Origin of the sequence: Streptomyces sp. 6N223, from assembly GCF_052246635.1 — a bacterium.
Taxonomy (GTDB): domain Bacteria; phylum Actinomycetota; class Actinomycetes; order Streptomycetales; family Streptomycetaceae; genus Streptomyces.
Genome location: NZ_JBQQCA010000027.1, coordinates 67,477 through 91,411 on the forward strand (window position 1 = coordinate 67,477; position 23,935 = coordinate 91,411).

Here is a 23,935-nt window from a genome sequence, read left to right on the forward strand (position 1 = left end):
CTGCGCCGCACGCCCGGCCGATACGGTCTCGAACAAGCGACGAGGAGCAAGCTGTGTCTGACCCTGACCAGAATCCCGACGGGCCCGACGGGAGCGAGGAGCCGGGCGCGCGCGAGTGGCTGATATACCGGGGTGCCGGCGAGCCGCACGACGGCATCCGGGCCCTGCCCAAGCCGCCGCCGTGGCGCGACTTCGACGGCGGCCCGCTGGTGGCGCCCGCGCCCGAGACCGACTCCACTTCCACCCGCCGCCTCGGGGCGTTCAGGCACATGGCCGAGATGCACCGGCCCAGCCCGGAGGAGCTGGAGATCATCAACGCCGCGCTCTACCTGCGCCGCCCGCTGCTGGTCACCGGCAGCCCCGGCACCGGCAAGTCCACCCTCGCCCACGCCGTCGCACACGAGCTGCGTCTCGGCCGGGTGCTGCACTGGCCCATCGTCTCCCGCACCACCCTCGGCGAGGGCCTGTACCACTACGACGCCATCGCCCGGCTGCAGGACACCCAGATCGCGGCCAGCAGCCGCGCCGCCGGCGTCCCGGCCCAGGTGGCGCCCGCCGGGCCGGCCGGCGGCATCGGCAGCTACCTGCGGCTCGGCCCGCTGGGCACCGCGCTGCTGCCCACCGCCATCCCCCGCGTGCTGCTGATCGACGAGCTCGACAAGAGCGACATCGACCTCCCCAACGACCTGCTGAACGTGCTGGAGGAGGGCGAGTTCACCATCCCCGAGCTGGAGCGCATCGCCGAGCGGGAGCGCGAGGTCGACGTCCTCACCCACGACGGGCAGCAGGTCACCATCAGGGACGGCCGGGTGCGCTGCCGCGCCTTCCCCTTCGTGGTCCTGACCAGCAACGGCGAGCGCGACTTCCCCGCCCCGCTGCTGCGCCGCTGCATCCACCTGGAGCTCGGCAGGCCCGACCACGAGCGGCTGGCCACCGTGGTCCGCGCCCACCTGGGCGAGGAGCTGGCGCGGGTGGGTGACGACCTCATCGCCCGCTTCCTGGAGCGCTCGCGAACCGAGCAGCTCGCCACCGACCAGCTCCTGAACGCCATCTACCTCACCCACCACGCCGAGCCGCTCACCCGCGACCGCCTCGCCGACATGCTCATCCAGCGCCTCGACCGCCCCAGGTAGGCCCGCCATGTGCGCCATGTCCGGCTCAGCCGGCGCCGCAGACGCCGCCGGCCCGCGCCGCCCCGACCAGCCCGCCGCCACGGACGGGCTCCCCGGGCTGATCCGCGCGCTGCGCGGCGCGGGCCTCGACCCGGACTGGGCCGGGCTCGCCGACGCTCTGTGGCTCGCGCAGTTCTCGCGGCCCCCTGCCGGGCCGGACGCGGCGGCCGGGCCCGGCCGGGCCGCCGGGCGGGACGGCGACGCGCCGCCCGCCGACGCACGAGCCGAGCCCTCGGGCCGGACCGGGCGGCGGGCGACCCCCGCGGGCGGCGCGGCCGACGCCGAGGAGCGGACCGGCGCCGAGGGCACGCGGCCCGGCCGGGCCCCCCGCCCCGGCGACGAGACCGTGGCGCTGTACGCCGACCCCGCCGGCTCCGGCGACGCCCTCCCCCAGACACTCGCGGGCCCGGGAGGCGCCCCCATGGCGCTGCCCGACGACGCCCTGCGCGTCGGCGTACCCGAGGCCCGCGCCCTGCCGGGCCTGCTGGAACTGGAGCGCGCCCTGCGGCCGTTGCAGCGCTACCGCCCGCCCACCCGGCCGCCGCGCGGCTCCCACGGGCGGCTCGACGAGCGCGCGACCGTGGAGCGCACCGCCCGCGCGGGCGGCCTGCTGCTGCCCGCCTTCCACGAGGTCGAGCGCGGCCACGTCGAGCTCCAGCTCCTGATGGACGCCGCCCCCGCCATGCGGGTGTGGCAGCGGATGCTCGCCGAGCTCACCGAGGTCTTCGCCCGGCTCGGCGCCTTCCGCGACATCCAGGTGCACTACCTTCACTCCTCGCCCGACGGCACCCCCGCGATCGCCCGCCGCTTCGAGCGCGGCGAGCCGCGGGAGGGCGAACGCGGCGACGGGCCCGGCGTCGACGGCGGCGCCGCGCTGCGCCCGGTCCGCCAGCTCATCGACCCCACCGGCCGCCGCCTGACCGTTGTCGTCAGCGACTGCGCCGGGCCGCTGTGGCGCAGCGGCGCCGCCCACCGGCTGCTGGCCCGCCTCGCCCGGCACGCCCAGGTCGCCGTCGTGCAGCCGCTGCCGCAACGCCTGTGGTCCCGCACCCGGCTGCCCGTCTCGCACGGCACGCTGCTGCGGGAGGAGGGCCCCGCGGGCTCCGCCCGGCTGCGGTTCGACGCCGCCGACCCGCGCCGGCCCGCCGCCGGCCCGGGCGGCGCCGTGCCCGTGCCCGTGCTGCCGCCCACCGCCGCCGCGCTCGGCGCCTGGGCCGGGCTGCTGGCGGGGCCCGGCTCCGGCTCGGTGCGCGCCGCCGTGGGCTGGGCCCGGCCCGACCAGCCCCCCGCCGCACCCGCCCGCCACCACCGCGCCCCGGCGCGCAGCGCCGCCGAGCAGCTGGCCCGCTTCCGCGCCACGGCCTCGCCCGGCGCCGTCCGCCTGGCCGAATACCTGTCGGCCGCGCCGCTGTTCCTGCCGGTCATGCAGCTCATCCAGCGCACCATGCTGCCGGACTCCGGCCCCGCCGAGCTGTCGGAGGTGCTGCTCAGCGGCCTGCTGCGCCGCCGGGAGAGCACCGACGGCCGCTGGTACGAGTTCGCCGAGGGCGTGCACGACGAGCTGCTGGCCGCGCTGGGCCAGGACGAGGCGTTGCTGGTGCTCAAGCACTGCTCGGGCTACGTCGAGCGGCGCTTCGGCAAGGCCGGTCCCAACTTCCCCGCCCTGGCCCTGGCCCAGCTCACCGGCGGCCAGCAGGGCACGCCCCCGCCCCCCGGGCGGGACGCCGGTCCCCACCCCGCCCCGGGTCCTGACGCGGGCTCCGAACCCGACGCCGACGCCGGCAGGAGAACCGGCGCCGGCGCCGACGCCGACGCGGGGCGGGCGCGCCGGCGGCGCAGCGCCCTCCAGCCCTTCGCCGAGGTCGCCGCGAAGGTGCTGCGGCGCTTCCTCGCCGAGCTGCCCCCGCCGGTCCGATCCGCCCCCGACGCGCCCGGCGCGGACCGGGACGCCCTGCCCGCCGAGGAGGCCGTCGCCCGCGCCCGCGCGCTGGCCGCCCGCTTCGAGACCGACGGCCGCGTCCGGCACCTGATGGCCGCCGCCGGGCTGCTGCGCGAGGCCACCTCGGCCCGCCGGGTCCTCGGCCACGGCGCCGACCGCGAGCTGTGGAGCGAGCTGGCCGAGCTGCTGCTGCGCCTGTGGGAGGCACAGCGCGAGGCCGAGCTGCTGCGCGAGGCCCGGCAGACGGCCGAGGTCGCCGCCGCGCCGCCCGGCTCGGTGCGCTCGCGCACCGTGCTCGCCCGCGTCCTCACCGCCCAGGCCGGGGAACGCCGGGCCGGCGGCGACCCGAAGGGCGCGCTGGAGCTGTGGCGGCTGGCCGACCGGGAGTTCGCCGCCGTCTGCGCCACCCCCGGCCTCGGCGCCCGCGAGGCCCTCGGCCCCGCCCTGGAGCGGGTCCGGGTGCTGGAGAAGCAGTGGCTGCTCGGCGGCGACGCCGGGCTGCTGCAGGAGAGCGTCGGCATGCTGGAGGCCATCGCCGACGCCTGGCCCGAGGGCCGGCCCATCCCCAGCGGCCTGCCGCTGGCCCACGGCCGAGCCCTGCTGCGGCTGGCGGGCGCCGAGCCCGACGCCGAGCGGGCCCGGGTCAACGCCGAGCAGGCCGCCGCCTCCCTGGCCCTCGGCTGCCAGGCCCTGCTCGCCGAGTCCGCCCCGCCCGCCGTCGCCGTGCGGGCGATGCTCGACCAGGTCGACGCCCTGCTCCTGACCCAGCGCGACTGGCAGCGGGCGAGCGAGGTCATCGCAGAGGCCCGCGAGCTGGCCGACGAGGCCGAGCTGGACTCCGAGCTGTACGGCACCTGCCTCGTCCGCGCCGGCCGGTGGCACGCCCGCCGGTTCGCCGAGGAGAGCGACCCGGCCGACCTGGTCGAGGCCGCCCAGCGGTTCGCCGGGGCCAGCCGGCTGGTGCCCCGCGACCGGCCCGAGTACGGCGAGCTGCTCGAGGAGTGGGGCGCCGTCCTGCTGCGCCGGGCCCAGCTCGCCCTCGGCGAGCCGTTCATCGCCCAGGCCGTGCGCGTGCTGCGGGACTGCCGGATGGAGACCCCGGCGGGCGACCCCCGGCTGCCGGAACGCCTGCTGCTGCTCGGCCGCGCCCTGGCCGCCCGCTACCGGCAGGCGCGCGATCTGGTCGATCTGCGGGAGGCCGAGCACCTGTTCACCGGCGCCGCGCGCGGCGCGCGGGACCCGATGACCAGGGCCTGGGCCTGGTTCGAGCTGGGCGAGACCCACCATCGCGCCCACACCCACACCCAGCGGCCGGAACGCCTGGAGCTGGCGGCCGAGGCGTACCGCCAGGCCGCCGCCGCGGCCGAGGAGGCGGGGCAGGCCACGCCAGACCCGGCCGAGACGCTGCGGCTGGCGGCGTCCGCGCTGCACCAGCGGGGCGTCGTCTACCAGGCGGCCCGCCGCCCGCTGGCCGCCGAGGACTCCTACCGGGCCGCGCAGGACCGGTGGCGCCGCCTGGCCGAGGCCGGCGCCGGCGCTGGCACGGCCACCGGCGCCGACGGCGACGACAGCGACGACGGCGAGGAGCCGGGCCGGGAGACCGCCGCCCGCCTGGCCGAGCTGCGCCGCGACCAGCCCTGACGGCCCGTCCCGGCCGGCCCGCGCCCAGCCGCGCCGCACCAGCCCGCCCCGCCTGGCTGGTTACGGCGGGTCGCCCAACGCCCGCCGAGCGCCGCAGGTTTCCTGCGGCGGCTGGGCGGGAATCTCCGAGTGGCCCTGTCGCGAGCAGGTCGTGAGGAGGAAGCATGACACCCTGCCCACGGGACGCGGCCAGGGACGCTCCCCCCACCGGGGAGGGATTCGCCGCTCCCCGGGAGCCGCTGCCCGATCTGCTCGGCCTCAGCCTGGCGGAGCTGCGCAGGCTCGACCACCCGGTGCTCAACGAGATCCTCGACGAGCTGCGCGACCGGATGGTCCGCCCGGGGGAGACCCTGTGGAATTTCCAACAGGCGTGGTGACGGCGTGCCTGTCCCGTTCCGGCAGTTCATCGTCAAGGTCAACAGCCGCTGCAATCTCGCATGTACGTACTGCTACATGTATTTCGCGGCGGACCAGGGCTGGCGCCGGCAGCCGGTCGCCGCGAGCCCGCGGATGCTGCGCCACACCGCCCGGCGCATCGGCGAGCACGCCGCCGCCCACCGGCTGCCCGCCGTCTCCGTCGTGCTGCACGGCGGCGAGCCGCTGCTCACCGACCCCGAGGTGCTGGGCGGCTTCGTACGCCAGGTCCGCGAGCGCGTGCCCCCCGGCTGCGCCGTGCGCGCCACGCTCCAGACCAACGGCGTGCTGCTGACCGAGGAGAAGCTGCACGCGCTCGCCGCCCACGGCATCGCCGTCGGCCTCAGCCTCGACGGCGGCCTGGCCCGCCACAACGCGCAGCGCGTGGACCACGCCGGGCGGCCCGCCTGGGACGGCATCCGGCGCGCCGCCCGCCTGCTGGCCGAGCCCCGGCACCGCGCGGCGTACTCCGGCGTGCTGTGCGTCGTCGACCCCGCGACCGATCCGGTCGAGCTGTACGAGTCGCTGCTCCTCCTCGACCCGCCCGGCGTCGAGTTCATCCTGCCGCACGGCAACTGGACCAGCCCGCCGCCCGGCCTGACCGGCGGCGACCCGGCCGCCTCGGCCGGCCGCCCCACCCCGTACGGCGACTGGCTGTGCGCCGTCTTCGACCGCTGGTGGCACGACGACCGCCGCAGGGTCGGCGTCCGCCTCTTCCGGGAGTGCGTCGCCCTGCTGCTGGGCCTGCCCGGCGCCGTCGAGACCCTCGGGCTCCAGGCGTTCACCGCCGTGGTCGTCGAGACCGACGGCGGCATCGAGCAGGTGGACGCGCTCAAGACCGCCTACCCCGGCGCCGCCGCCACCGGGCTCGACGTCTTCTCCCACCCCTTCGACGCCGCCCTGGGCCACCCCGGCATCGCCGCCCGGCAGGCCGGGCGCGACGCCCTCGCGCCCGCGTGCCGCCGGTGCGCCCTCGTCGAGGTCTGCGGCGCCGGCCACTACGCCCACCGCTACCGGGCCGGCCACGGCTTCGCCAACCCCTCCGTCTACTGCGCCGACCTCCAGCGCCTCATCTACCACGTCGCCGGGGCGCTCCGGACCGTCGCCTCGGACCGCGCGGCCTCAGGGGCCGCGCCGTGACCGCCGGGACGCTCACCGCCGGGCAGGTGCGCGAGCTGGGCCACGCCGAGGGCGACGGCGAGACCCTCACCCTCCTCGCCGCGGGCCAGCACACCCGCCGCCTGCTGCTGCTGCGGATCCTCTTCGACGCCGTGGCCGCCGCCCCGCTGCCGCTCGCCCGGGAACACGCCGATCTCCTGGAGTCCGCCGAGCGCAGCGCCCCCGATGCCGCCCGCCGCGTCGTCTTCTACCCCCTGACCGGCCCCTGGGTCGAGGCCTGCGTACGCCGCCTGGAGACCGGGGCCGCGGCCCCGGCCGACGCCGACCGCGACCTCGCCCACCTCGGCTCCCTCGCCGCCGCCGCCGCGGTCCGCGCCGGCATGGACTTCACCACCCGCACCGCCGTCCACGACGGCCGCGTCACCCTCCCCACCCTCGGGGCCCTGCACAGCTCCGCCGCCGACGGCACCGACGCCGAGCTGACCGGCGCCGACGGCTGGCTGGTGATGCGCACCCCCGGCGAGCCGCCCGTCGAGCTGCGCCGCGAGGCGAACGGGAGCTGGCGTTCCACCGACCCCGGCGACCCGCGCTGGCTGCCGCTGCGCACCCTGGAGGGCGGCCCGCGCCCCGTGCTGCTCGACGACCTCGACCCCGGCCGCCTCCTCGCCCGCACCCGCGCCGACGCGGCGCTGCCGCCCGGCGAGCGCGAGCACTGGGCCGGGCTGTGGCACGGCGCGCTGCCCCTGCTCCACCTCGGCGGCGCCGCCCGCTCCGCCGAACTCGCCCTCCTGGACTGCATCGTGCCCATGGCCCGGCCCGCCGGCACCGAGGAGTCCCACGCCAGCGGCACCAGCCCGCGCGCCTTCGGCGCCATGCTGGCCAGCCCGCCGCCCAGCCCCGCGCACATGGCCGCCGCCCTCACCCACGAGCTCCAGCACGCCAAGCTGGCCGCCCTCAGCGAGCTCACCCCCCTGCACGCCGCCGGTCCCGACGCCCGCCACTGGGCCCCCTGGCGGCCCGACCCGCGCCCCTTCGACGGCCTGCTCCACGGCGCGTACGCCCACCTCGCGCTCGCCGCCCTGTGGCAGCGGCTCGCCACCGCCCTGCCCGACCCCGCCGAGCGCGACTACGCCTGGGCCGCCCACGCCCGCTGCTGGGCCCAGGTCGGCGCCGTCCTGCCCGTCCTGAAGGACGCGCGCCGACTCACCGACGCCGGCCGGGAGTTCGTCGGCGCCATGTCCCGCCGCCACGAGGAGCTGAGCCAACCCGCCCCGCCCTCCGGCCACTTGGTCCGCGCCCAGGCGTACGTGGAGACCGCCCGCACGCTCTGGCGCCGCCAGCACGCGCGGTGGACGGTTACCTGACGGACACCCGGTGTATGTTCCCATCAAGGGCATCTGACGGAGCGTCGCGCTCTCCGCCGCACACCGTTTTCGAGGGAACGCAGTCAACGCAGTCTTGAGGGAGAACCCAGTGGACAGGGACGCCGAGCCGCGGCAGATCACGATCAGCTTCGCGGGCTTCAATCGGGCCTGGGCCGCCTGGATCGGCGACCGGCTCGAACGCCAGGGCTGCCGCGTCGCCTACCAGCGCTGGGACCCCGTCGTGGAGTTCTCCCTGGAGGAGGCGCTCAACGACCTGCTCCTCGTCGAGGGCCACATCCTCGTCGTCCTCAGCGACTGGTACTTCAAGCTCGGCCCGCGCACCCCCGAGGAGTGGAACGCCGCGCTGCGCACCGTCGTCGCCCCCAACACCCACCGCTTCGCCGCCGTGTCGGTCACCTCCAACCCCATGCCGTCGGCCACCGCCGCCTTCGGCGGCACCGCCGAACTGTGGGGCATCGGCGCCCGCGAGGCCGAGCGCCGCGTGCTGAACCTGCTGGGCATCCGGCGGCAGCGGGACAGCTCCTCCTCCTCCACCGGCGTGACGGCCATCGACCGCCGCCCCGGCCCGCGGTACCCGCACGAGCAGCCCCGCGTCTGGAGCGGCGTCCCCCGGCGCAACACCCGCTTCACCGGCCGCGAGGAGACCCTGGACGACATCTACGCCCACCTCCAGTCCGCCGAGCCCGGCGCCGGTGTGGTCACCCTGCTCGGCATGTCCGGCGTCGGCAAGACCCAGATCTCCGCCGAGTACGTCTACCGCTTCGGCCCGGAGTACGACATGGTCTGGTGGGTGCCCGCCGACCAGCGCGGCACGCTCCGCCAGCGGCTGGCCGAGCTCGCCCCCGCCCTCGACCTGTCCACCGGCCCCGACTACGGCGAGCGGCTGCGCGCCGTGCGCGAGGCGCTGCGCCGCGGCGTGCCGTACGGCCGCTGGCTGCTGGTCCTCGACGGCGCCGACAACCCCGGCTCCGTCGCCGACCTGCTGCCCACCGGCCCCGGCCACGTGCTGATCACCTCGCAGAACCGCGAGTGGGCCGAGCACAACACCACCCTCATCGAGGTCCCGGTCTACATCCGCGAGGAGTCCGTCGCCTTCATCCGCCGCCGCGCCCCCCGCATCGGCCCCGAGGACGCCGACACCCTCGCCGACGCCCTCGGCGACCTGCCGCTGGCGCTGGACCAGACCGCGGGCTGGCTGGCGGACGCCACCATGACCGTCCCCGAATACGTCGAGCTGCTGCGCGGCGGCGCGGACCTGGAGTCGGGCCTGAGGATCTCGACCGACTTCCCGATGACCTACTACACCGCCTTCTCCATACTGCTCAACCGGCTGCGGGAGACCGCGCCCGAGGCGGTGGAACTGCTGCGGCTGTGCGCGATGTTCGCCCCCGGCTCCATCCCCGTCAACCTGCTGCGCGGCGTTCCCACGACCGACCTGCCCGAGCGCCTCACCGGCCTGATGGACGACGCCCTGCGGTGGAACGCCGCCCTCGGCAAGCTCGTGCAGCACTCCGTGGTCCGCTTCGAGGTCTCCGAGAACGAGGAGGACCCCGACGCCGCCGCCGGCACCGTCCACCTCCACCGCATGGTCCACCAGACGGTGCGCGACGGCATGACCGAGGAGGACCGGGACGCCTACTCCCGCGCGGTGCGCCGCGCCCTGGCCGCCGCCGACCCGCTGCGGCCCACCGACACCCGCCTGTGGCCCCGCTTCGCCAGGATCGTGCCGCACCTGGAGCCGTCCGGCGCGCTCCACAGCACCCACCCGGACCTGCACCAGCTGATCTTCAACTGCATCCGCTACCTCTACCTCGCCGGCGAGTACACCGCCGGCATCCAGCTCGTCGAGCGCACCGAGCGGGCATGGCGCCAGGTCCTCGCCGAGGACGACCCGATGCTGTGGGACCTCGCCTCGCAGCAGGCCACCCTCATCCGCGCCACCGGCGACTACGCCCGCTGCGAGCGGATCGACCGCGCCGTGCTGGAGCACCTCGGCGCCGCCCGCGGCGAGCGCGACCCCAGCGTGCTGCGCTCCCAGGAGGGGCTCGCCGCCGACCTGCGCGGCCTGGGCCGGTATGCCGACGCCCTGGAGGCCAACCAGCGTGCGCTCGACGGCGTTCTGGAGACGGTCGGCGAGACCGACTCCCGCACGCAGACCTCCCGCCACAACCTCGCCTCCACGCTCCGCCTCCTGGGCCGCTACGGCGAGGCCATGGAGCTGAGCCGGAAGAACCTCGCCGACCGCCGCGAACTGCTCGGCGCCCGGCACGGCTTCACGCTGCTGTCCGAGATCGACTACGCCTTCGACCTGCGGCTGCTGGGCCGCTACGCCGAGGCCCTGTCCGTGCAGGAGCAGAGCGTCGAGCAGCACCACCTGGTGATGGGCCCGGACAACCCCCAGACCCTCATCGCCGAGCAGAACCTCGCGCTGTGCCTGCTCCGCCTGGGCGACCGGGCGGCCGCCCACGCCCGCCTGGGCAACCTGCTGGAGCGCGCCGAGCGGGTCCTGGGCGACGACGCGCCGCTGACCCTGCGCATCGCCACCTGCTACTCCTTCGTCCAGCGCGCCCACGGCAACCTCGACCAGGCGCGGGAGATCGGCGAGTCCGTCATGGAGCGGTACCGCATCGCCCTCGGCCGCAGCCACCCGTACACCATCGGCTCGGTCGCCAACCACGCCCTGGTGCTGCGCGCGGCGGGGGAGCGGCAGCAGTCGCTGCTGCTGATCGAGGAGTGCCTGGCCGACATGACGGCGGCGCTCGGCCCCGACCACCCCTGGACGCTGGGCACGGCGCTCAACGCCTCCGCCGGGCGCAGCCTGGACGGGGACGCCGAGGGCGCCGTCGAGATAAGCCGCGACACCTCGCGGCGGGCCGCGCGATCCGTGGGCCGCAAGCACCCGCTGTTCCTGTCGTGCCAGGTGGCGCTCGCCCTGGACCTGCGGGGGACGCGGCAGAGCGAGGAGGCCGACAAGGTCGAGGAGGAGGCGCTCTCCGGCCTCATCGCCACGCTCGGCTCCCAGCACGTCCACACCGTGAGCGCGCGCGGCCGCGTCCGCCCCTACTGGGACTTCGAGCCGCTCGGCACGTGAACGCCGAATGGGCGGGGCGCCGCGGCGCCCCGCCCATTCGGCATTCGCCGCTCTCGGCGGGTCAGCGGTCGAAGACCTCGTTCAGCAGCTGCTGCTGCTCCGCCTGGTGCCGCTTGGCCGATCCCACCGCCGGGGAGGAGGAGGCCGGCCGCGAGACGCGCCGCAGCCCGTGGTCGGGCAGGTTCAGCGCGATGAACGGCCAGGCGCCCTGATTGGCGGGCTCCTCCTGCGCCCACACGTGCGTGGTGGCGTTGGCGTAACGCGCCAGCTCCGCCTGGATCTCCTCGACCGGCAGCGGGTACAGCCGCTCGAGACGGACCAGCGCCACGTCCCGCGCCCCGCGCTTGTCCCGCTCCGCCGCCAGCTCGTAGTAGACCTTGCCGGAGCAGAACGCCACCGTGCGCACCGCCGCCGCGTCCACGCTGTCGTCGCCGATCAGCGGCCGGAACCCGCCCGCGGTGAACTCCTCCGCCTTCGAGGTCGCGGCCTTCAGCCGCAGCATCCACTTCGGCGTGAAGACGACCAGCGGCTTGTGGTGCGGGTTGTGCACCTGCCAGCGCAGCAGGTGGAAGTAGTTCGACGGCACGGTCGGCATCGCCACCGTCATGTTGTTCTGCGCGCACAGTTGGAGGTAGCGCTCGATCCGGGCCGAGGAGTGGTCCGGGCCCTGGCCCTCGTAGCCGTGCGGCAGCAGCAGCGTGACGCCGGAGGTCTGGCCCCACTTCTGCTCGGCGGAGGAGATGAACTCGTCGATGACGGTGGACGCGCCGTTGGCGAAGTCGCCGAACTGCGCCTCCCACATCACCAGCGTGTCCGGCCGCGCCAGCGAGTACCCGTACTCGAAGCCCATGGCGGCGTACTCGCTCAGCAGCGAGTCGTAGACGTTGAACCGGGCCTGGTCCTCGCTCAGGTACAGCAGCGGCGTGTAGTCCTCGCCGGTCGTCCTGTCGATCAGCACCGAGTGCCGCTGGCCGAAGGTGCCGCGCCGGGAGTCCTGCCCGGCCAGCCGCACCGGGGTGCCCTCCATCAGCAGCGAGCCGACCGCAAGCAGCTCGCCCATGGCCCAGTCGATCGTGCCCTCCTCGACCATGGCCGCGCGGCGCTGGAGCTGCGGCAGCAGCCGGGGGTGGACCGTGATCCGGTCGGGGATGTTCACCTGGGACTCGGCGATCCGCTTGATGACCTCCTGGCTGACGGCGGTCTCCACCGCCACCGGGAACTCCGGCTGCGCGGGCGGCACCGAGGCCGGGGCGGGGGCGCCGGTGGCCTCGCGGACCTCCTTGAAGACCTTCTCCAGCTGTCCCTGGAAGTCCTGCAGCGCCTGCTCGGCCTCCTCCAGCGTGATGTCTCCGCGCCCGATCAGCGACTCGGTGTAGAGCTTGCGCACCGAGCGCTTCTTGTCGATCAGGTCGTACATCAGCGGCTGGGTGAAGGACGGGTTGTCCGTCTCGTTGTGGCCGCGGCGGCGGTAGCAGACCAGGTCGATGACGACGTCCTTGTTGAACGCCTGCCGGTACTCGAACGCCAGCCGCCCGACCCGGCACACGGCCTCGGGGTCGTCGCCGTTGACGTGGAAGATCGGCGCCTCGATCATGCGCGCCACGTCGGTGCAGTAGGTGGAGGAGCGGGCCGCCTCGGGGGCGGCGGTGTAGCCGACCTGGTTGTTGATGATGACGTGGACCGTGCCGCCGGTGCGGTAGCCGCGCAGCTGCGACATGTTCAGCGTCTCGGCCACCACGCCCTGACCGGCGAACGCCGCGTCGCCGTGGATGAGCACCGGCAGGACGGTGAAGTCCTTGCCGCCCCGGCCGATGATGTCCTGCTTGGCGCGGGCGACGCCCTCCACGACCGGGTCGACCGCCTCCAGGTGCGAGGGGTTGGCCGTCAGCGACACCTTGATCGTCTGGCCGGACAGGCCGGTGAAGCTGCCCTCGGTGCCCAGGTGGTACTTCACGTCGCCGGAGCCGTGCATCGACTTCGGGTCGAGGTTGCCCTCGAACTCCCGGAAGATCTGGGCGTAGGACTTGCCGACGACGTTGGCCAGCACGTTCAGCCGGCCGCGGTGGGCCATGCCGATGACGACCTCGTCGAGCCGCGCCTCGGCCGCCTCGTCCAGCACGGAGTCCAGCAGCGGGATGACGGTCTCGCCGCCCTCCAGCGAGAACCGCTTCTGGCCGACGTACTTCGTCTGGAGGAACGTCTCGAACGCCTCGGAGGCGTTGAGGCGGCGCAGGATGCGGAGCTGCTCCTCACGCTCGGGCGGGGTGTGCGGGCGCTCCACCCGGTCCTGGATCCACTTGCGCTCCTTCGGATCCTGGATGTGCATGTACTCGATGCCGGTGGTGCGGCAGTACGAGTCGCGCAGCACGCCGAGGATGTCGCGGAGCTTCAGCATCGACTTGCCGGCGAAGCCGCCGACGGCGAACTCCCGCTCCAGGTCCCACAGGGTGAGGCCGTGCTCCTTGATGTCCAGGTCGGGGTGCTTGCGCTGCTTGTACTCCAGCGGGTCGGTGTCGGCCATCAGGTGGCCGCGGACCCGGTAGGCGTGGATCAGGTCGAAGACCCGGGCCGCCTTGGTGACGTCGTCGTCGTGGTTGGTGTCGATGTCGCGGGCCCAGCGGACCGGCTCGTAGGGGATGCGGAGGGCCTCGAAGATGTCGTCGTAGAAGCCGTTCTCGCCGAGCAGGAGCTGGCTCATCAGGCGCAGGAACTCGCCGGAGGCGGCGCCCTGGATGACGCGGTGGTCGTAGGTGGAGGTGAGCGTCATCACCTTGGAGATGCCCAGGCGGTTGAGGGTGTCCTGGGAGGTGCCCTGGAACTCCGCCGGGTACTCCATGGAGCCGACGGCGATGATCAGGCCCTGCCCGGCCATCAGGCGCGGCATGGAGTGGACGGTGCCGATGCCGCCGGGGTTGGTGAGGGACGCCGTGACGCCGGTGTAGTCGTCCATCGTCAGCTTGTTGGCCCGGGCCCGGCGCACGATGTCCTCGTAGGCCTGCCAGAACTCGAAGAAGGTCAGCGTCTCGGCCCGCTTGATGGCCGGCACGACGAGCTGGCGGTCGCCGTTCGGCTTCACCAGGTCGATGGCGAGGCCGAGGTTGACGTGGTCGGGCCTGACGAGGGTCGGCTTGCCGTCCTTCTCGGTGAAGGAGTGGTTCATCGCCGGCATCGCCTTGAGCGCCTGCACCATGGCGTAGCCGATGAGGTGCGTGAACGACACCTTGCCGCCGCGGGCGCGCTTGAGGTGGTTGTTGATGACGATGCGGTTGTCGAAGAGCAGCTTGACCGGGACCGCGCGGACCGAGGTGGCGGTGGGCAGCTCCCGCGAGATGTTCATGTTCTTCGCCACGGCGGCGGCGGGGCCGCGCAGCGTGACGTACTCCGGCCCGGCGGGCTCGCCTGCGGCGGGCTTGGCGGGGGCGCCCGCCCGTCGCGCGGGCGCGGCGCCCGGCTTCGCCGGGGCGGCAGCGGCGCCTTCGGCGCCTGCGACCGTGGCCGCCTGCGGCTGGGCCGCGGCTGCGGCCTGCCCGGCGGGGGTGCCTGCCGCAGGTGCGCCCGGCTTCGCCGGGGCGGTCACGGCGCCTGCGGCGGTGGTCTGCGCGGCGGCGCCCGCCTGCGGCGGGGCCGCTTGGGCGGCGGGTGCTCCCGCCTGGGCGGCTCCGGCTGCGGGAGCGGGGGCGGCCTGCGCAGCGCCCGCTCCTGCCGCAGCCGCGCGCCGCGCCGCGGTCGGCGCCTGCGGCGCGGGTTGCGCCGCGCCGGCGGCCGCCGGGGCCCCGGCGAACGGCTGGCCGTCGACGGCCGCGCCGCCCGGCGCGGCCGCGGCCGGCGCCGCGGCCTGCGCGCCTTCGGCGGGCCGTGCGCGGCCGCCACCGGGCTTGTAGTCGGCGAAGAAGTCCCACCAGGCCCGGTCCACCGAGTTCGGATCCCGGAGGTACTGCTGGTAGATCTCGTCAACAAGCCATTCATTCGCGCCGAAGCCCGCGGCTGGACTCTGCGCGGGGGTCTTCTCCGCCCCTTGGCCGGTCTCGACTCTTGAGGTGTTCGGGGACTGTGGCGACACGGCGGCAACCGCCCTCTTCCGCTTCGCAAGGTCTTATGGACAGCGGAAATCAAGGCTACGCCTCCCCGGCCTCCCAACGCAGTCCCGGCCCGTCAGACGTCATCTAGATCACAGTCACAGATGTGTTTCGTGCCCTGTGAGGCCGGGAAGTGCACCAGATTCGGCCCGAAACGGCAAGGATTCGGTAATGAAGTGACCGAGTCGGCCGGATAGACGTGGCCGCGCGGAGGCGGCCCGGCGTCAACCCCTGGCCTCGGCGTCGCCCGGAAGGGTGAGCCTGATGCGGCAGCCGCGCCGGGACTCCGCGACGCCGATCGTGCCGCCGTGCAGGTCCACCGCCCATCGCGCGATCGCCAGTCCCAGGCCGGTGCCGCCGTCGCGCGGCGTCACCCCGTCCGTCGTGCCCCGCCCGAAGCGCTCGAAGACCAGGTCCCGCTGGGAGCGCGGGATGCCGGGCCCTTCGTCCCGCACCTCCAGCACGAGCCCGCCCGGCGCCTGGCCCGGCCGGGCCATCACCGTCACCTGGCCGCCCAGCGGGCTGTGCTTGACGGCGTTGTCCACCAGGTTGGTCACCACCTGGTCGAGCCGCTCGGGGTCGGCGTGCGCGCGCAGGCCGCCCGGCGTCACGTCGAGCCTGAGCCGCACGTCGGTGCGGGCGTGCCCGCGCCGCATCGCCACCGTGGCGTCGCCGAGCACCGCCGACAGGTACGGCTCCACCTGGAAGCCGCGCGGCCGCAGCGGCACCACGCCGTTCTCCAGGCGGGAGAGGTCGAGCAGCTGCTCGACGAGCCGCCCGAGCCGCTCGGTCTGGCGCAGCGCGGTCGCCATGGTCGTGGGGTCGGCCTCGGATACGCCGTCCACCACGTTCTCCAGCACCGCCCGCAGCCCGGCTATGGGCGTGCGCAGCTCATGGGAGACGTTCGCCACCAGCTCCTTGCGGTGCCGGTCCACCGCCTGGAGGTCGGCGGCCATGCGGTTGAAGGCGTTGGCCAGGTCACCCAGCTCGTCGCGCCGGGCCACGCTGACCCGGCGCCCGTAGTCGCCGCGGGCCATGGCCCGGGCGGCGGAGGTCATCTCCAGCACCGGGGCAGCCAGGCTCTGCGCGACGAACTGGGTCACCAGCAGTGACGCGATGATCGCCATGATGGCGATCACCTGCAGCTCGAGGTCGGAGCGGTAGGCCAGCAGGCTCAGCGCGGTCGTGATCGCGACCGACACCACCACGAGCCAGCCCAGCGCGGCCTTCACCGAGCGGAACGGGTCAAGCGGGCGCGAGGCCCGCCAGACCCGACGCCACACCGGGTGTCTGACGAGCTCAAGCACGCGGGTCAGACCTCGCTCGCCGCCTGGCCCGGCCGGGCGCCCTCACCGGCGAAGCCCGGCGGCGTCTCCAGGGCGTATCCGACGCCGTGCACGGTGCGGATGCGCTCGGCGCCGATCTTCCGGCGCAGCGCCTTGACGTGGCTGTCGACCGTTCTGGTGCCGGAGGCGTCGGCCCAGTCCCACACCTCGGCCAGCAGCTGCTCGCGCGTGAGGACCGCGCGGGGGGAGCGGGCCAGGCACATGAGGAGGTCGAACTCGGTGGGGGTGAGGTGGATGTCCTTGCCCGCGGCGCGGACGCGGCGCTGGGTGCGGTCGATCTCCAGGTCGCCCAGGCGCACGCTGCCGGGGCGCGGCGTGGTGGCGGCGACGGCCGCCCGCTCGACGCGGCGCAGCAGCACGTGGGACCGGGCGACCAGCTCGCGCATGGAGAACGGCTTGCTCATGTAGTCGTCGGCGCCCACGCCCAGGCCGACGAGCATGTCGGTCTCGTCGTCGCGCGCCGTGAGCATCAGCACCGGGACGGGGCGCTGGGCCTGGACCCGGCGGCAGACCTCCAGGCCGTCGAAGCCGGGCAGCATCACGTCGAGGATCAGCAGATCCGGGTGCCAGGCGGCGGCGGTCTCCACGGCGGCGGGGCCGTCGGCGGCGGTCTGCACGAGGAAGCCCTCCGCGCGGAGCCGGGCGGCGATCGCGTCGACGATGGTGGGGTCGTCCTCGACGACGAGGACGCGGCGTTGTGCGCCGGGCGTGGTGGCGGTGGTGGTGTGGTGGTTGGGCCGGTCCTGGGAGGCAGGCTCGGTGGGGTCGGCCGTGTCGGTGTGTTGGGTGGTTGTCGTCCTGATGTCAGTCTGGTTCATTCCCGCCCCCGGGATGGTTCCGGTGCCAGTCGGCTGGAACTGGCAGTGTCGAATGTGCTGTCGAATGCGTGAATGTGCGCTGAATGTGCTCCGATTGTGCCGAACGGCACTGACAAGCAGCGTAGAGCGCCGCATCATCCCGCGGCTACGCAGACCGGCTGGCGAGATGGTGACCGGCGAGAAAGAGCACGTCGGGGAGGCGCCGGGCAACGAGCACTTCTCTGGTGCGAAAACTGCCAATCCGGCATCTCGACGATTCTTCGCAAATGCGCAGAAAGGGTGTGCTGGCCGGGTGCGCGCACGCCCCGGGGCTCGGCCGCGCGCGGCATGTGGCCAGGCCGGCGGGGGAGTAGCGGGGGAGTGGAGGCTCTTGTCGTCCTCCGTCGCCGTCCATCCTGGCCGTTGCCGATGACCGAGCACAAGGCGTCGCATCGGGTGGGGGCGGTGTGAAGGCGCGCCATCGGGCCGGCGCGGGACCGGTTCCGTGCGCGGAGCGGCCAGTCCGCCTCCCGGTCCCTCGGGACTCCGCCGGGCGTTTCCGGCGGAGTCCCTCGGGCCGGAGGCCGCGAGCGTGGCCCCGGTGAGGCGGGGCCGGTGGCCGGTCAGACGTTGCTGGCGAGCGCCTGGAGCCGGTCGTACGCGCCGTTGAACACGTTGTGGTCGCCGACGGTGGGGCCCGTGGAGGTGTACTGCCAGAAGGTGTGGAAGCCCCAGCCCGCCGGGAGCGCGCCCGGGTCGGAGGCGTAGCGGGCGATCCACAGCGGGTGGTTGGCGCCGAAGTCGCCGTTGTTGCCGGTGCACGTCGTCCACCAGTCGGTGGTCGTGTAAATCGCCGCATACCTGCCTGTACGCGCGTAATACGTATTCATGAAGTCGGCGATCCAGCTCACCATCGACGCCGCGTCCAGCCCGTAGCAGGTGTCGCCGTAGGGGTTGTACTCGATGTCCAGTACTCCGGGCAGCGTCTTGCCGTCGGCCGACCAGCCGCCGCCGTTGTCGACGAAGAAGTTGGCCTGGTCGGCGCCGCTGGAGACGTCCGGCAGCGCGAAGTGGTAGGCGCCGCGGATCATTCCGACGTCGTACGAGCCGTTGTACTGCTGCGCGAAGTACGGGTTCTCGTAGCTGACGCCCTCGGTCGCCTTGACGTAGGCCCACTGGACGCCGCTGCTCCACAGCGTGGCCCAGTCGACGTCGCCCTGGTGGCTGGCGACGTCCACGCCCTCGACGGTCTGGAGGGGGGACACGTCGGGCGGCTCGGCCCGCGATTCCGCCCGGCCCTCGTGCTGGGCGACGCCGACGCCCATGTAGGCCTCGCCGGGCTCGATCCCGGCGTCGTCGGCGCTGGCGAAACCGGGGGAGACGATGAGAAGGGTGGTGAGGGCGGCACACACCATCCCGACAAGTGCGGGGAGGGTGAGGCGCCGTCTGGTTATCACGGGCATGTCACTCCTTTCGGAGCGTGTGGGGGGACTGGTGTGACCATGCCAACCGTGAAGCTAACGCGCCCACCGGCGGCCAGGGAAGGGGAACTTGGGATCGCCGTTGGTCTAACCCGGTGGCGGCGCCGAACCGTCGTGCGCACCGGGGTCCCCGCCCGCCGGCTTTCAGTAGCCGCTCTCCCACTCGGCGACGACCGCCGTGGCGTCGTCGTGGATCTTGCCCCGCGGAAACGCCCGGCCCTCGCCGTCCGCCGCCTCCGCCGCCCGCACCTCGCCGATCACCGCCGCCGGCCCTCGCGTCACCAACGCCGTCAGCAGCTCCGGCCACCCGCCCAGGCCGAACGTCTCCACCCAGCGCCCCACCCCGTCGCTCACCGCCGCCAGCCGCCGCACCCGGCCCCGCTCCACCGAGCCCGTCACCGCCCGCTCGGCCACCCCCGGATCGGCGGCCGCCGTGAAGAAGCCCCCCGCCACGTTGCGCCGCCCCTCGACGAACGCCGCCCGCTCCCCGGCCGGCAGCCGCCGCGCCGCCGGCCGCAGCGCCTCGAGGCGCGTGTCCAGCACCGCCCGCACTGCTCCGTCGAACTCCTCGATCAGCAGCACCGAGTCCGACAGCACCAGGTACTCCACCCTCCCCCAGCCCTCGGCCGGGGGGACCCCCATCTCGCTCCGCTCCGCCCCGACCCGCGCGCAGGCCACCGTGGCCTGCGGCGTTCGTGGGTGAGAAAGGTCACATGTCGCCCGATGCGCGTCCGCCGTGCGGCCGATGGCGCGCGCCAGGCAGGCCGCCAGCGTCAGCTCCGGCCGGGTGACGCAGAGTTCCAGCAGCGCGCCCCCCAGCCGGGTGACGAACCACGCCACGCCGTGGCGGCAGCCGCCGTCCGTCGGGCCGCCCGTCACCCCGTCCAGCAGCACCAACGCCCCGCCACCGCCGTCCAGCGGGCCCGCCACGGCGGCGTAGTCCTCGTTGGGAACGCCCGGCGTGCCGGGCTCGGTGGCCGAGGTCCATCGCATGGCGGCCAGTCTGCCCCAGCCTCTGCCCTACGCTGTCCTTCTCGCCGCTTCGCAACGGTGACGAGCAGCGCGGTGACGATCAGTGATGGCGGTTTCGTCGGCGCTCATGTCGGCAACTATCAGCAACTGTGAGCGAATCTCGGATGAAAACCGGTCAGCGAGCATGGGGCAAGATGATCTTGTGGATCTCGCCAGGACCGCCCCGCGACGGCCAGCACGGCCGAGGGCCCCGAATTGTCCGCCCTCACAGCCGGGTTGTACGGCAGGTCCCGGTGATGTTCACTCCTTCGGGTGGCCGCCCGGGGGAGGCCGCCTCCTGCCCGCCCGGCGCTGGCAAGGTCGGTGCCGACGCGCAGGTTCGAGACTTCGACCGAGGCATGACCGACGAGCTGGATCAGCTGGACCACTAGCGAACGGCCCCTCGCCGGCGGCCAGGACGAGAATGCGAGCACAAGTGCGGAAGACGACACTGCACGATCCCGCCGAACCGTCCCCGTCCCCACCCTCCTCCGGGACCGTCCCCGGCCCCCGCACGCACGCCGCCCACGCCGCGCGCGGCCGACGCGCCCGGGTCCGCAACCGCCTGCTGGCGGGCGTGCTGCTCACCGGCGTCGCCGTGCTCGCCGCCGGCGCCCCCGCCATCCACGCGGCGTACCAGAAGCTGAACGCCGGCCAGGAGCTGGTGGACGACGCCGAACTCGGCGTCCGCGCCCTCGCGCTCGCCCACACCCTCGCCGACGAGCGCGACGCCCTCGTCGTCGCCTCGGCCGCCGCCGACCCCGCCCGGGCCGCCGCCGACGCGCTCACCGACGAGGACCGCGCCCGCGCCGAGACGCAGATCGACGGGCTGCGCCAGGACGTTCCCGAGGCCTTGCGCGGCGACCTGACCTCCCTCCCCGGCATCCGCGAGCGCGCCGCAACCGGCGAGGCCGGGCCCGGCCGGACCCACGACGCCTACAGCGGCCTCATCGACCAGCTCGGCGACCTCGTGCTGGCCGCCAGCCGCCCCGGACCCGGCCAGGACACCGACCCCACCGCCGAGTCCCTGCCCGAGCTGGCCCGCGCCGTCGACGCCTCCGCCGCCACCCGGGGCCTGCTGCTCGCCGCGCTCGGCGGCGAGGGCGAGCAGCGCGAACTGGCCACCCTCGCCCACCGCGAGGCCGCCCGCGAGTCCGCCGCCCTCGCCGACTTCACCGCCGTCGCCACCCCCGAGGCCGCCGACGCCTACCGCCGCACCGTCAGCGGCGCCGACGCCGAGGCCGCCCAGGGGTACGTCGACCGGCTCACCGCCCGCCCCTTCCTCACCGACGAGGACCGGGGGCTCGGCCAGGACGAGGTCGGCGACGCGCTCGCCGCCCGCACCGACCTGCAGCGCCAGGTGCTGAACACGCTCGCCGGCGACCACCTCGACGCCCTGAAGGACGCCAGCTCCGACCACCTGATCGCCCTGTGGCTGCGGCTCCTCCTCGTGCTGGCCGCCCTCGCCCTGGCCCTCGGCATCAGCGTCCGCACCGCCCGCTCCCTCACCCGCCCGCTGGCCGCCGTACGCATCGGCAGCCGCCGCGTCGCCGCCGACCCCACCGGGCAGCAGCCCGTCAAATACACCGGCCGCAACGACGAGTTCGCCGAGGTCGTCTCCTCCGTCAACGCCCTGCACGCGCGCGCCCGCGAGCTGCACGAGCGCGTCACCGAGACCGAACGCGACACCGGAGGGCTGCGCGCCGAGCGCGACCGGCTGCTGACCGAGCAGCAGGAGCTCAGCCGGCGGCTCACGGCGTTGCACGGCGCCGTGCACGGCATGTTCGCCCACCACGCCCAGCGCCTCCTCGGCCTCGTCGGCGAGCAACTCGCCGTCATCGAACGCCTGGAGGAGCACGAGACCGACCCCGACCACCTCGCCGTGCTCTTCACCCTCGACCACCTCGCCGCCCGCATGCGGCGGCACGGCGAGAACCTGCTGCTGCTCGCGGGCTCCGGCCCCGCCGGGCGCCCGGGGGAGCCGCTGCCGCTGATCGACGTGCTGCGCGCCGCCGTCAGCGAGATCGAGCGGTACGAGCTGGTCGAGATCGAGCCACCCCCGGGGCTGCGCGTGGTCGGCCACGTCGCCCGCGACCTGAGCCACCTGCTCGCCGAACTCCTCGACAACGCCACCGCGTTCTCCCCCGAGGGCGCCCGGGTGCGGCTGTCGGGGCGCTGGCTGGAGGGCGGCCTGACGCTCCAGGTCGAGGACGAGGGCATCGGCCTGTCGCCCGACCGGCTGGCCGAGCTGAACGCCCGCCTGGCCGACCCGGTCACCCCGCCGCCCGGCGCCGAGGGCGGCCAGGAGGGCGACGGGAGCCTCCACGCGGCGGCGGGCATCGGCATGGGCCTGTACACCGTCGCCCGGCTCGCCGCCCGCCACCGCCTGCGCGCCTGGCTGGGCCAGCGACCCGGCGGCGGCACCGTCGCCGAGGTCGTCGTTCCGGCCTCCCTGCTCACCGAGATGACCGACCTGGGCGGGATGGGCATGACCACGCCCCCCGCCGGCGTACCGGTCCAGGCCACCGCCGCGACCGCACCGCCCCCCGAGCCCCGCCCGCTCGCCCCACTCGCCGAACACGCCCGCGCGGACGACGTCACGCCGCGCGCGCACGCACGCACCGAAAGCGGACTTCCCTTGCGCACCACCGGCCAGACACCCATCGTCGGAACCCGCGCCCGAGCCGAGGGCCCGACCCCCGCCAGGGGCGTCGACGCCGAGGAGCTGCGACGGCGGCTCGGCGGCTTCCAGCGCGGCGCCCGGGAGGGCCACCGCGACGCCGCCCGCGAGGCCGGCTCCGCCGCCGGGGAGGAGACCACGCCGTGACCACGCCCTTCCTGCCCCCGCAGCACGGGGCCCCCAGCGAGTCCGCCCGCGACCTGCACTGGCTGCTGGCCCGGCTCGTCCAGGAGGTGCCCGGCCTCGTCTCCGTCGCCGTGGTCTCCGCCGACGGCCTGCCGCTGCTGTCCTCCGATGGCCCGGCCGCCGCCACGGTGCCGCCGCTCGGGTCCCGCATGGGCCCCGGCACCGGCCCGCGCGGCTCCACCGCCGACCTGGCCACCATCGTCTCCGGCCTCGGCAGCCTCACGGGCGGCGCGGCCACGCTGATGAGCGGCGGCCCGGTCCGCCAGACGCTCGTCGCGATGGACGCGGGCAACCTGCTCGTCATGTCCATCAGCGACGGCTCGCTCCTCGGCGTCTACACCGAGCCGGACGCGGACATGGGCCTCGTCACCTACCACATGGCCCTCTTCGTCGGCCGCGCCGGGCACCTGCTCACCCCGCGCCTGCGCGCGGAGCTGCGCCAGGGCGCCCAGCCCGACGCCTACTCCCGCCTGGGGGGGTGACGTTCCCCACCCCCACGCGCGCGGGGGTGGGGGCCAGGGGCCCGGGGCGAAGCCCTCAGCTCAGGCCGCGGCGTCGGGGCGGACGGCGCCCTCGACGGGGCCGGAGGCCGCGATCGGGGAGACCTTCACCGCCGCCCCCGGGCGGGGCGCGTGCACCACCGTGCCGTCCCCGGCGTACAACGCCACGTGTGTCGCGTCCTCGAAGTAGACCACCAGGTCCCCCGGCCGCAGCCGGTCCAGCGGGACGCGCGGCAGCTCGCTCCACTGCTCCTGGCTGGTGCGGGGGATGGTCACCCCGGCACGCGACCACGCCTGGGAGGTGAGCCCGGAGCAGTCGAAGGAGCCGGGCCCCTCCGCGCCCCAGGCGTACGGCTTGCCGAGCTGCTCCCTGGCGTAGCCCAACGCCCGCTCGCCCGCCGACGAGGGCGCGGCGGCGTCGTCGCCCAACGCCCCCGACCCGAGGAACTCATCCTGCGCGCGGGCGGTCTCGGCCCGCTCCAGTTCGGCCAGTTCGGCCAGCCGTTCCTCCGGCAGCCCGGCCAGCAGACCGGCCACCTCGTCCATCCGGCGGCGGGCCTCGTCGCGGTGCCGCCGCTGCTCCGAGGCGAGCGCCTGCGCCGCGTCCAGCGCCTCCCGCTCCTCGCGGGCCAGGCGGGCGGTGCGGCGTTCGCCCTCGCCGAGCTGTTCCAGCGTGGCGACGTGGGTGGTGGCGGCCCGCGCCGCGACGGCCTGGTCGTGCAGCGCGCCCCCGGCGTCGTCGCCGAGCAGCAGGAGGCGGAGGGAGGCGGGCAGCGCGAAGCCGCCGCCCCGGTACTGCTCGCGGGCCAGCTGCCCGGCGATCTGCCGCGCGTCGGCCAGCTCGCCGCGGGTCCGGGCGAGCCGGTCCGACAGCTCGGCGACCCGCTCGCGCTGGGCCCGCAGCCGCTCGGCGGCGTCGTTGTACGCCTCGCCCGCGGCCTCGGCGTCGCAGTACAGGTCGCGGAACTCCGTGAGGAGCGCGCTGATGCTCTCCGGCTCCGTGCCGGACTCCGTGCCGGGCTCCGCGCGGGCGGGCGCAGCGGGCCCGGCGACCACCAGCGCAAGCGCGGCACCGAGCGCCGCGAGGAGGCGGCGTC

14 protein-coding genes are annotated in these 23,935 nt (G+C 75.2%); 8 read left to right on the top strand and 6 right to left on the bottom strand.

All coding sequences use genetic code 11. The annotated features are described in order from the left end of the window. Nucleotides 1–53: 53 nt before the first annotated feature. From ACTWQH_RS18265 to fxsT, 6 genes are all read left to right on the top strand, one after another. On the top strand, nt 54–1,133 hold the full coding sequence (locus ACTWQH_RS18265) for an AAA family ATPase (RefSeq protein WP_443287662.1): 1,080 nt from the start codon (nt 54–56) through the stop codon (nt 1,131–1,133). A 16-nt stretch (nt 1,134–1,149) separates the two neighbouring features. After that, on the top strand, nt 1,150–4,752 hold the full coding sequence (locus tag ACTWQH_RS18270) for an SAV_2336 N-terminal domain-related protein (protein WP_443287663.1): 3,603 nt from the start codon (nt 1,150–1,152) through the stop codon (nt 4,750–4,752). Between the two features lie 164 nt (nt 4,753–4,916). After that, nucleotides 4,917–5,129: an FxSxx-COOH cyclophane-containing RiPP peptide gene (fxsA, locus tag ACTWQH_RS18275; RefSeq protein WP_443287664.1), complete on the top strand. Its 213-nt coding sequence runs from the start codon at nt 4,917–4,919 to the stop codon at nt 5,127–5,129. A gap of 4 nt (nt 5,130–5,133) precedes the next feature. Continuing rightward, a complete protein-coding gene (locus ACTWQH_RS18280) occupies nt 5,134–6,306 on the top strand; it encodes an FxsB family cyclophane-forming radical SAM/SPASM peptide maturase (protein WP_443287665.1) in 1,173 nt (390 codons plus the stop codon). Then, the gene (locus ACTWQH_RS18285; RefSeq protein ID WP_443287666.1) at nt 6,303–7,649 is read left to right on the top strand and encodes an aKG-HExxH-type peptide beta-hydroxylase; all 1,347 of its coding nucleotides are present in this window, start codon (nt 6,303–6,305) and stop codon (nt 7,647–7,649) included. Before ACTWQH_RS18280 ends, ACTWQH_RS18285 begins: the two co-directional genes overlap by 4 nt. Nucleotides 7,650–7,758: 109 nt before the next feature. Further along, complete coding sequence (gene fxsT, locus ACTWQH_RS18290) at nt 7,759–10,761, top strand: FxSxx-COOH system tetratricopeptide repeat protein (RefSeq protein ID WP_443287667.1); 3,003 nt, start codon at nt 7,759–7,761, stop codon at nt 10,759–10,761. Nucleotides 10,762–10,822: 61 nt separating this feature from the next. On the opposite strand, the gene ACTWQH_RS18295 is transcribed toward fxsT, so the two are convergent. The 5 genes from ACTWQH_RS18295 to ACTWQH_RS18315 form a co-directional block, all read right to left on the bottom strand. Further along, entirely contained in the window at nt 10,823–14,821 is a 3,999-nt protein-coding gene (locus ACTWQH_RS18295) for a multifunctional oxoglutarate decarboxylase/oxoglutarate dehydrogenase thiamine pyrophosphate-binding subunit/dihydrolipoyllysine-residue succinyltransferase subunit (RefSeq protein ID WP_443287668.1), read from the bottom strand. A 240-nt stretch (nt 14,822–15,061) separates the two neighbouring features. After that, entirely contained in the window at nt 15,062–16,153 is a 1,092-nt protein-coding gene (locus ACTWQH_RS18300; RefSeq protein WP_443287679.1) for a HAMP domain-containing sensor histidine kinase, read from the bottom strand. Next, nucleotides 16,150–17,001: a response regulator transcription factor gene (locus ACTWQH_RS18305; protein WP_443287669.1), complete on the bottom strand. Its 852-nt coding sequence runs from the start codon at nt 16,999–17,001 to the stop codon at nt 16,150–16,152. Before ACTWQH_RS18305 ends, ACTWQH_RS18300 begins: the two co-directional genes overlap by 4 nt. 602 nt (nt 17,002–17,603) lie before the next feature. Next, nucleotides 17,604–18,443 carry a lysozyme gene (locus tag ACTWQH_RS18310; RefSeq protein WP_443287670.1) on the bottom strand — a complete coding sequence of 280 codons (840 nt, stop codon included), beginning with the start codon at nt 18,441–18,443 and terminating at the stop codon, nt 17,604–17,606. A 162-nt stretch (nt 18,444–18,605) separates the two neighbouring features. Further along, nucleotides 18,606–19,454, bottom strand: coding sequence for a hypothetical protein (locus ACTWQH_RS18315; RefSeq protein WP_443287671.1), 849 nt, complete (start codon nt 19,452–19,454; stop codon nt 18,606–18,608). A 454-nt stretch (nt 19,455–19,908) separates the two neighbouring features. Here ACTWQH_RS18315 and ACTWQH_RS18320 point away from each other — a divergent pair, with 454 nt between their 5' ends. Together ACTWQH_RS18320 and ACTWQH_RS18325 are read left to right on the top strand one after the other, a co-directional pair. After that, entirely contained in the window at nt 19,909–22,299 is a 2,391-nt protein-coding gene (locus ACTWQH_RS18320; RefSeq protein WP_443287672.1) for a sensor histidine kinase, read from the top strand. Further along, nucleotides 22,296–22,820, top strand: a complete 525-nt coding sequence (locus ACTWQH_RS18325; RefSeq protein ID WP_443287673.1) for a roadblock/LC7 domain-containing protein — start codon at nt 22,296–22,298, stop codon at nt 22,818–22,820. Before ACTWQH_RS18320 ends, ACTWQH_RS18325 begins: the two co-directional genes overlap by 4 nt. A gap of 60 nt (nt 22,821–22,880) precedes the next feature. Here the strand turns inward: ACTWQH_RS18325 and ACTWQH_RS18330 are convergent, their stop codons facing one another. Continuing rightward, a complete protein-coding gene (locus ACTWQH_RS18330) occupies nt 22,881–23,894 on the bottom strand; it encodes an NlpC/P60 family protein (RefSeq protein WP_443287680.1) in 1,014 nt (337 codons plus the stop codon). Nucleotides 23,895–23,935 lie beyond the last annotated feature (41 nt).

What these genes read in the sequence shown, in the direction of transcription:
- ACTWQH_RS18270 (WP_443287663.1), top strand. Translation starts at nt 1,150, where the DNA reads ATGTCCGGCTCAGCCGGCGCCGCAGACGCCGCCGGCCCGCGCCGCCCC.
- fxsA (WP_443287664.1), top strand. Translation starts at nt 4,917, where the DNA reads ATGACACCCTGCCCACGGGACGCGGCCAGGGACGCTCCCCCCACCGGG.
- ACTWQH_RS18305 (WP_443287669.1), bottom strand. Translation starts at nt 17,001, where the DNA reads ATGAACCAGACTGACATCAGGACGACAACCACCCAACACACCGACACG.
- ACTWQH_RS18310 (WP_443287670.1), bottom strand. Translation starts at nt 18,443, where the DNA reads ATGCCCGTGATAACCAGACGGCGCCTCACCCTCCCCGCACTTGTCGGG.
- ACTWQH_RS18315 (WP_443287671.1), bottom strand. Translation starts at nt 19,454, where the DNA reads ATGCGATGGACCTCGGCCACCGAGCCCGGCACGCCGGGCGTTCCCAAC.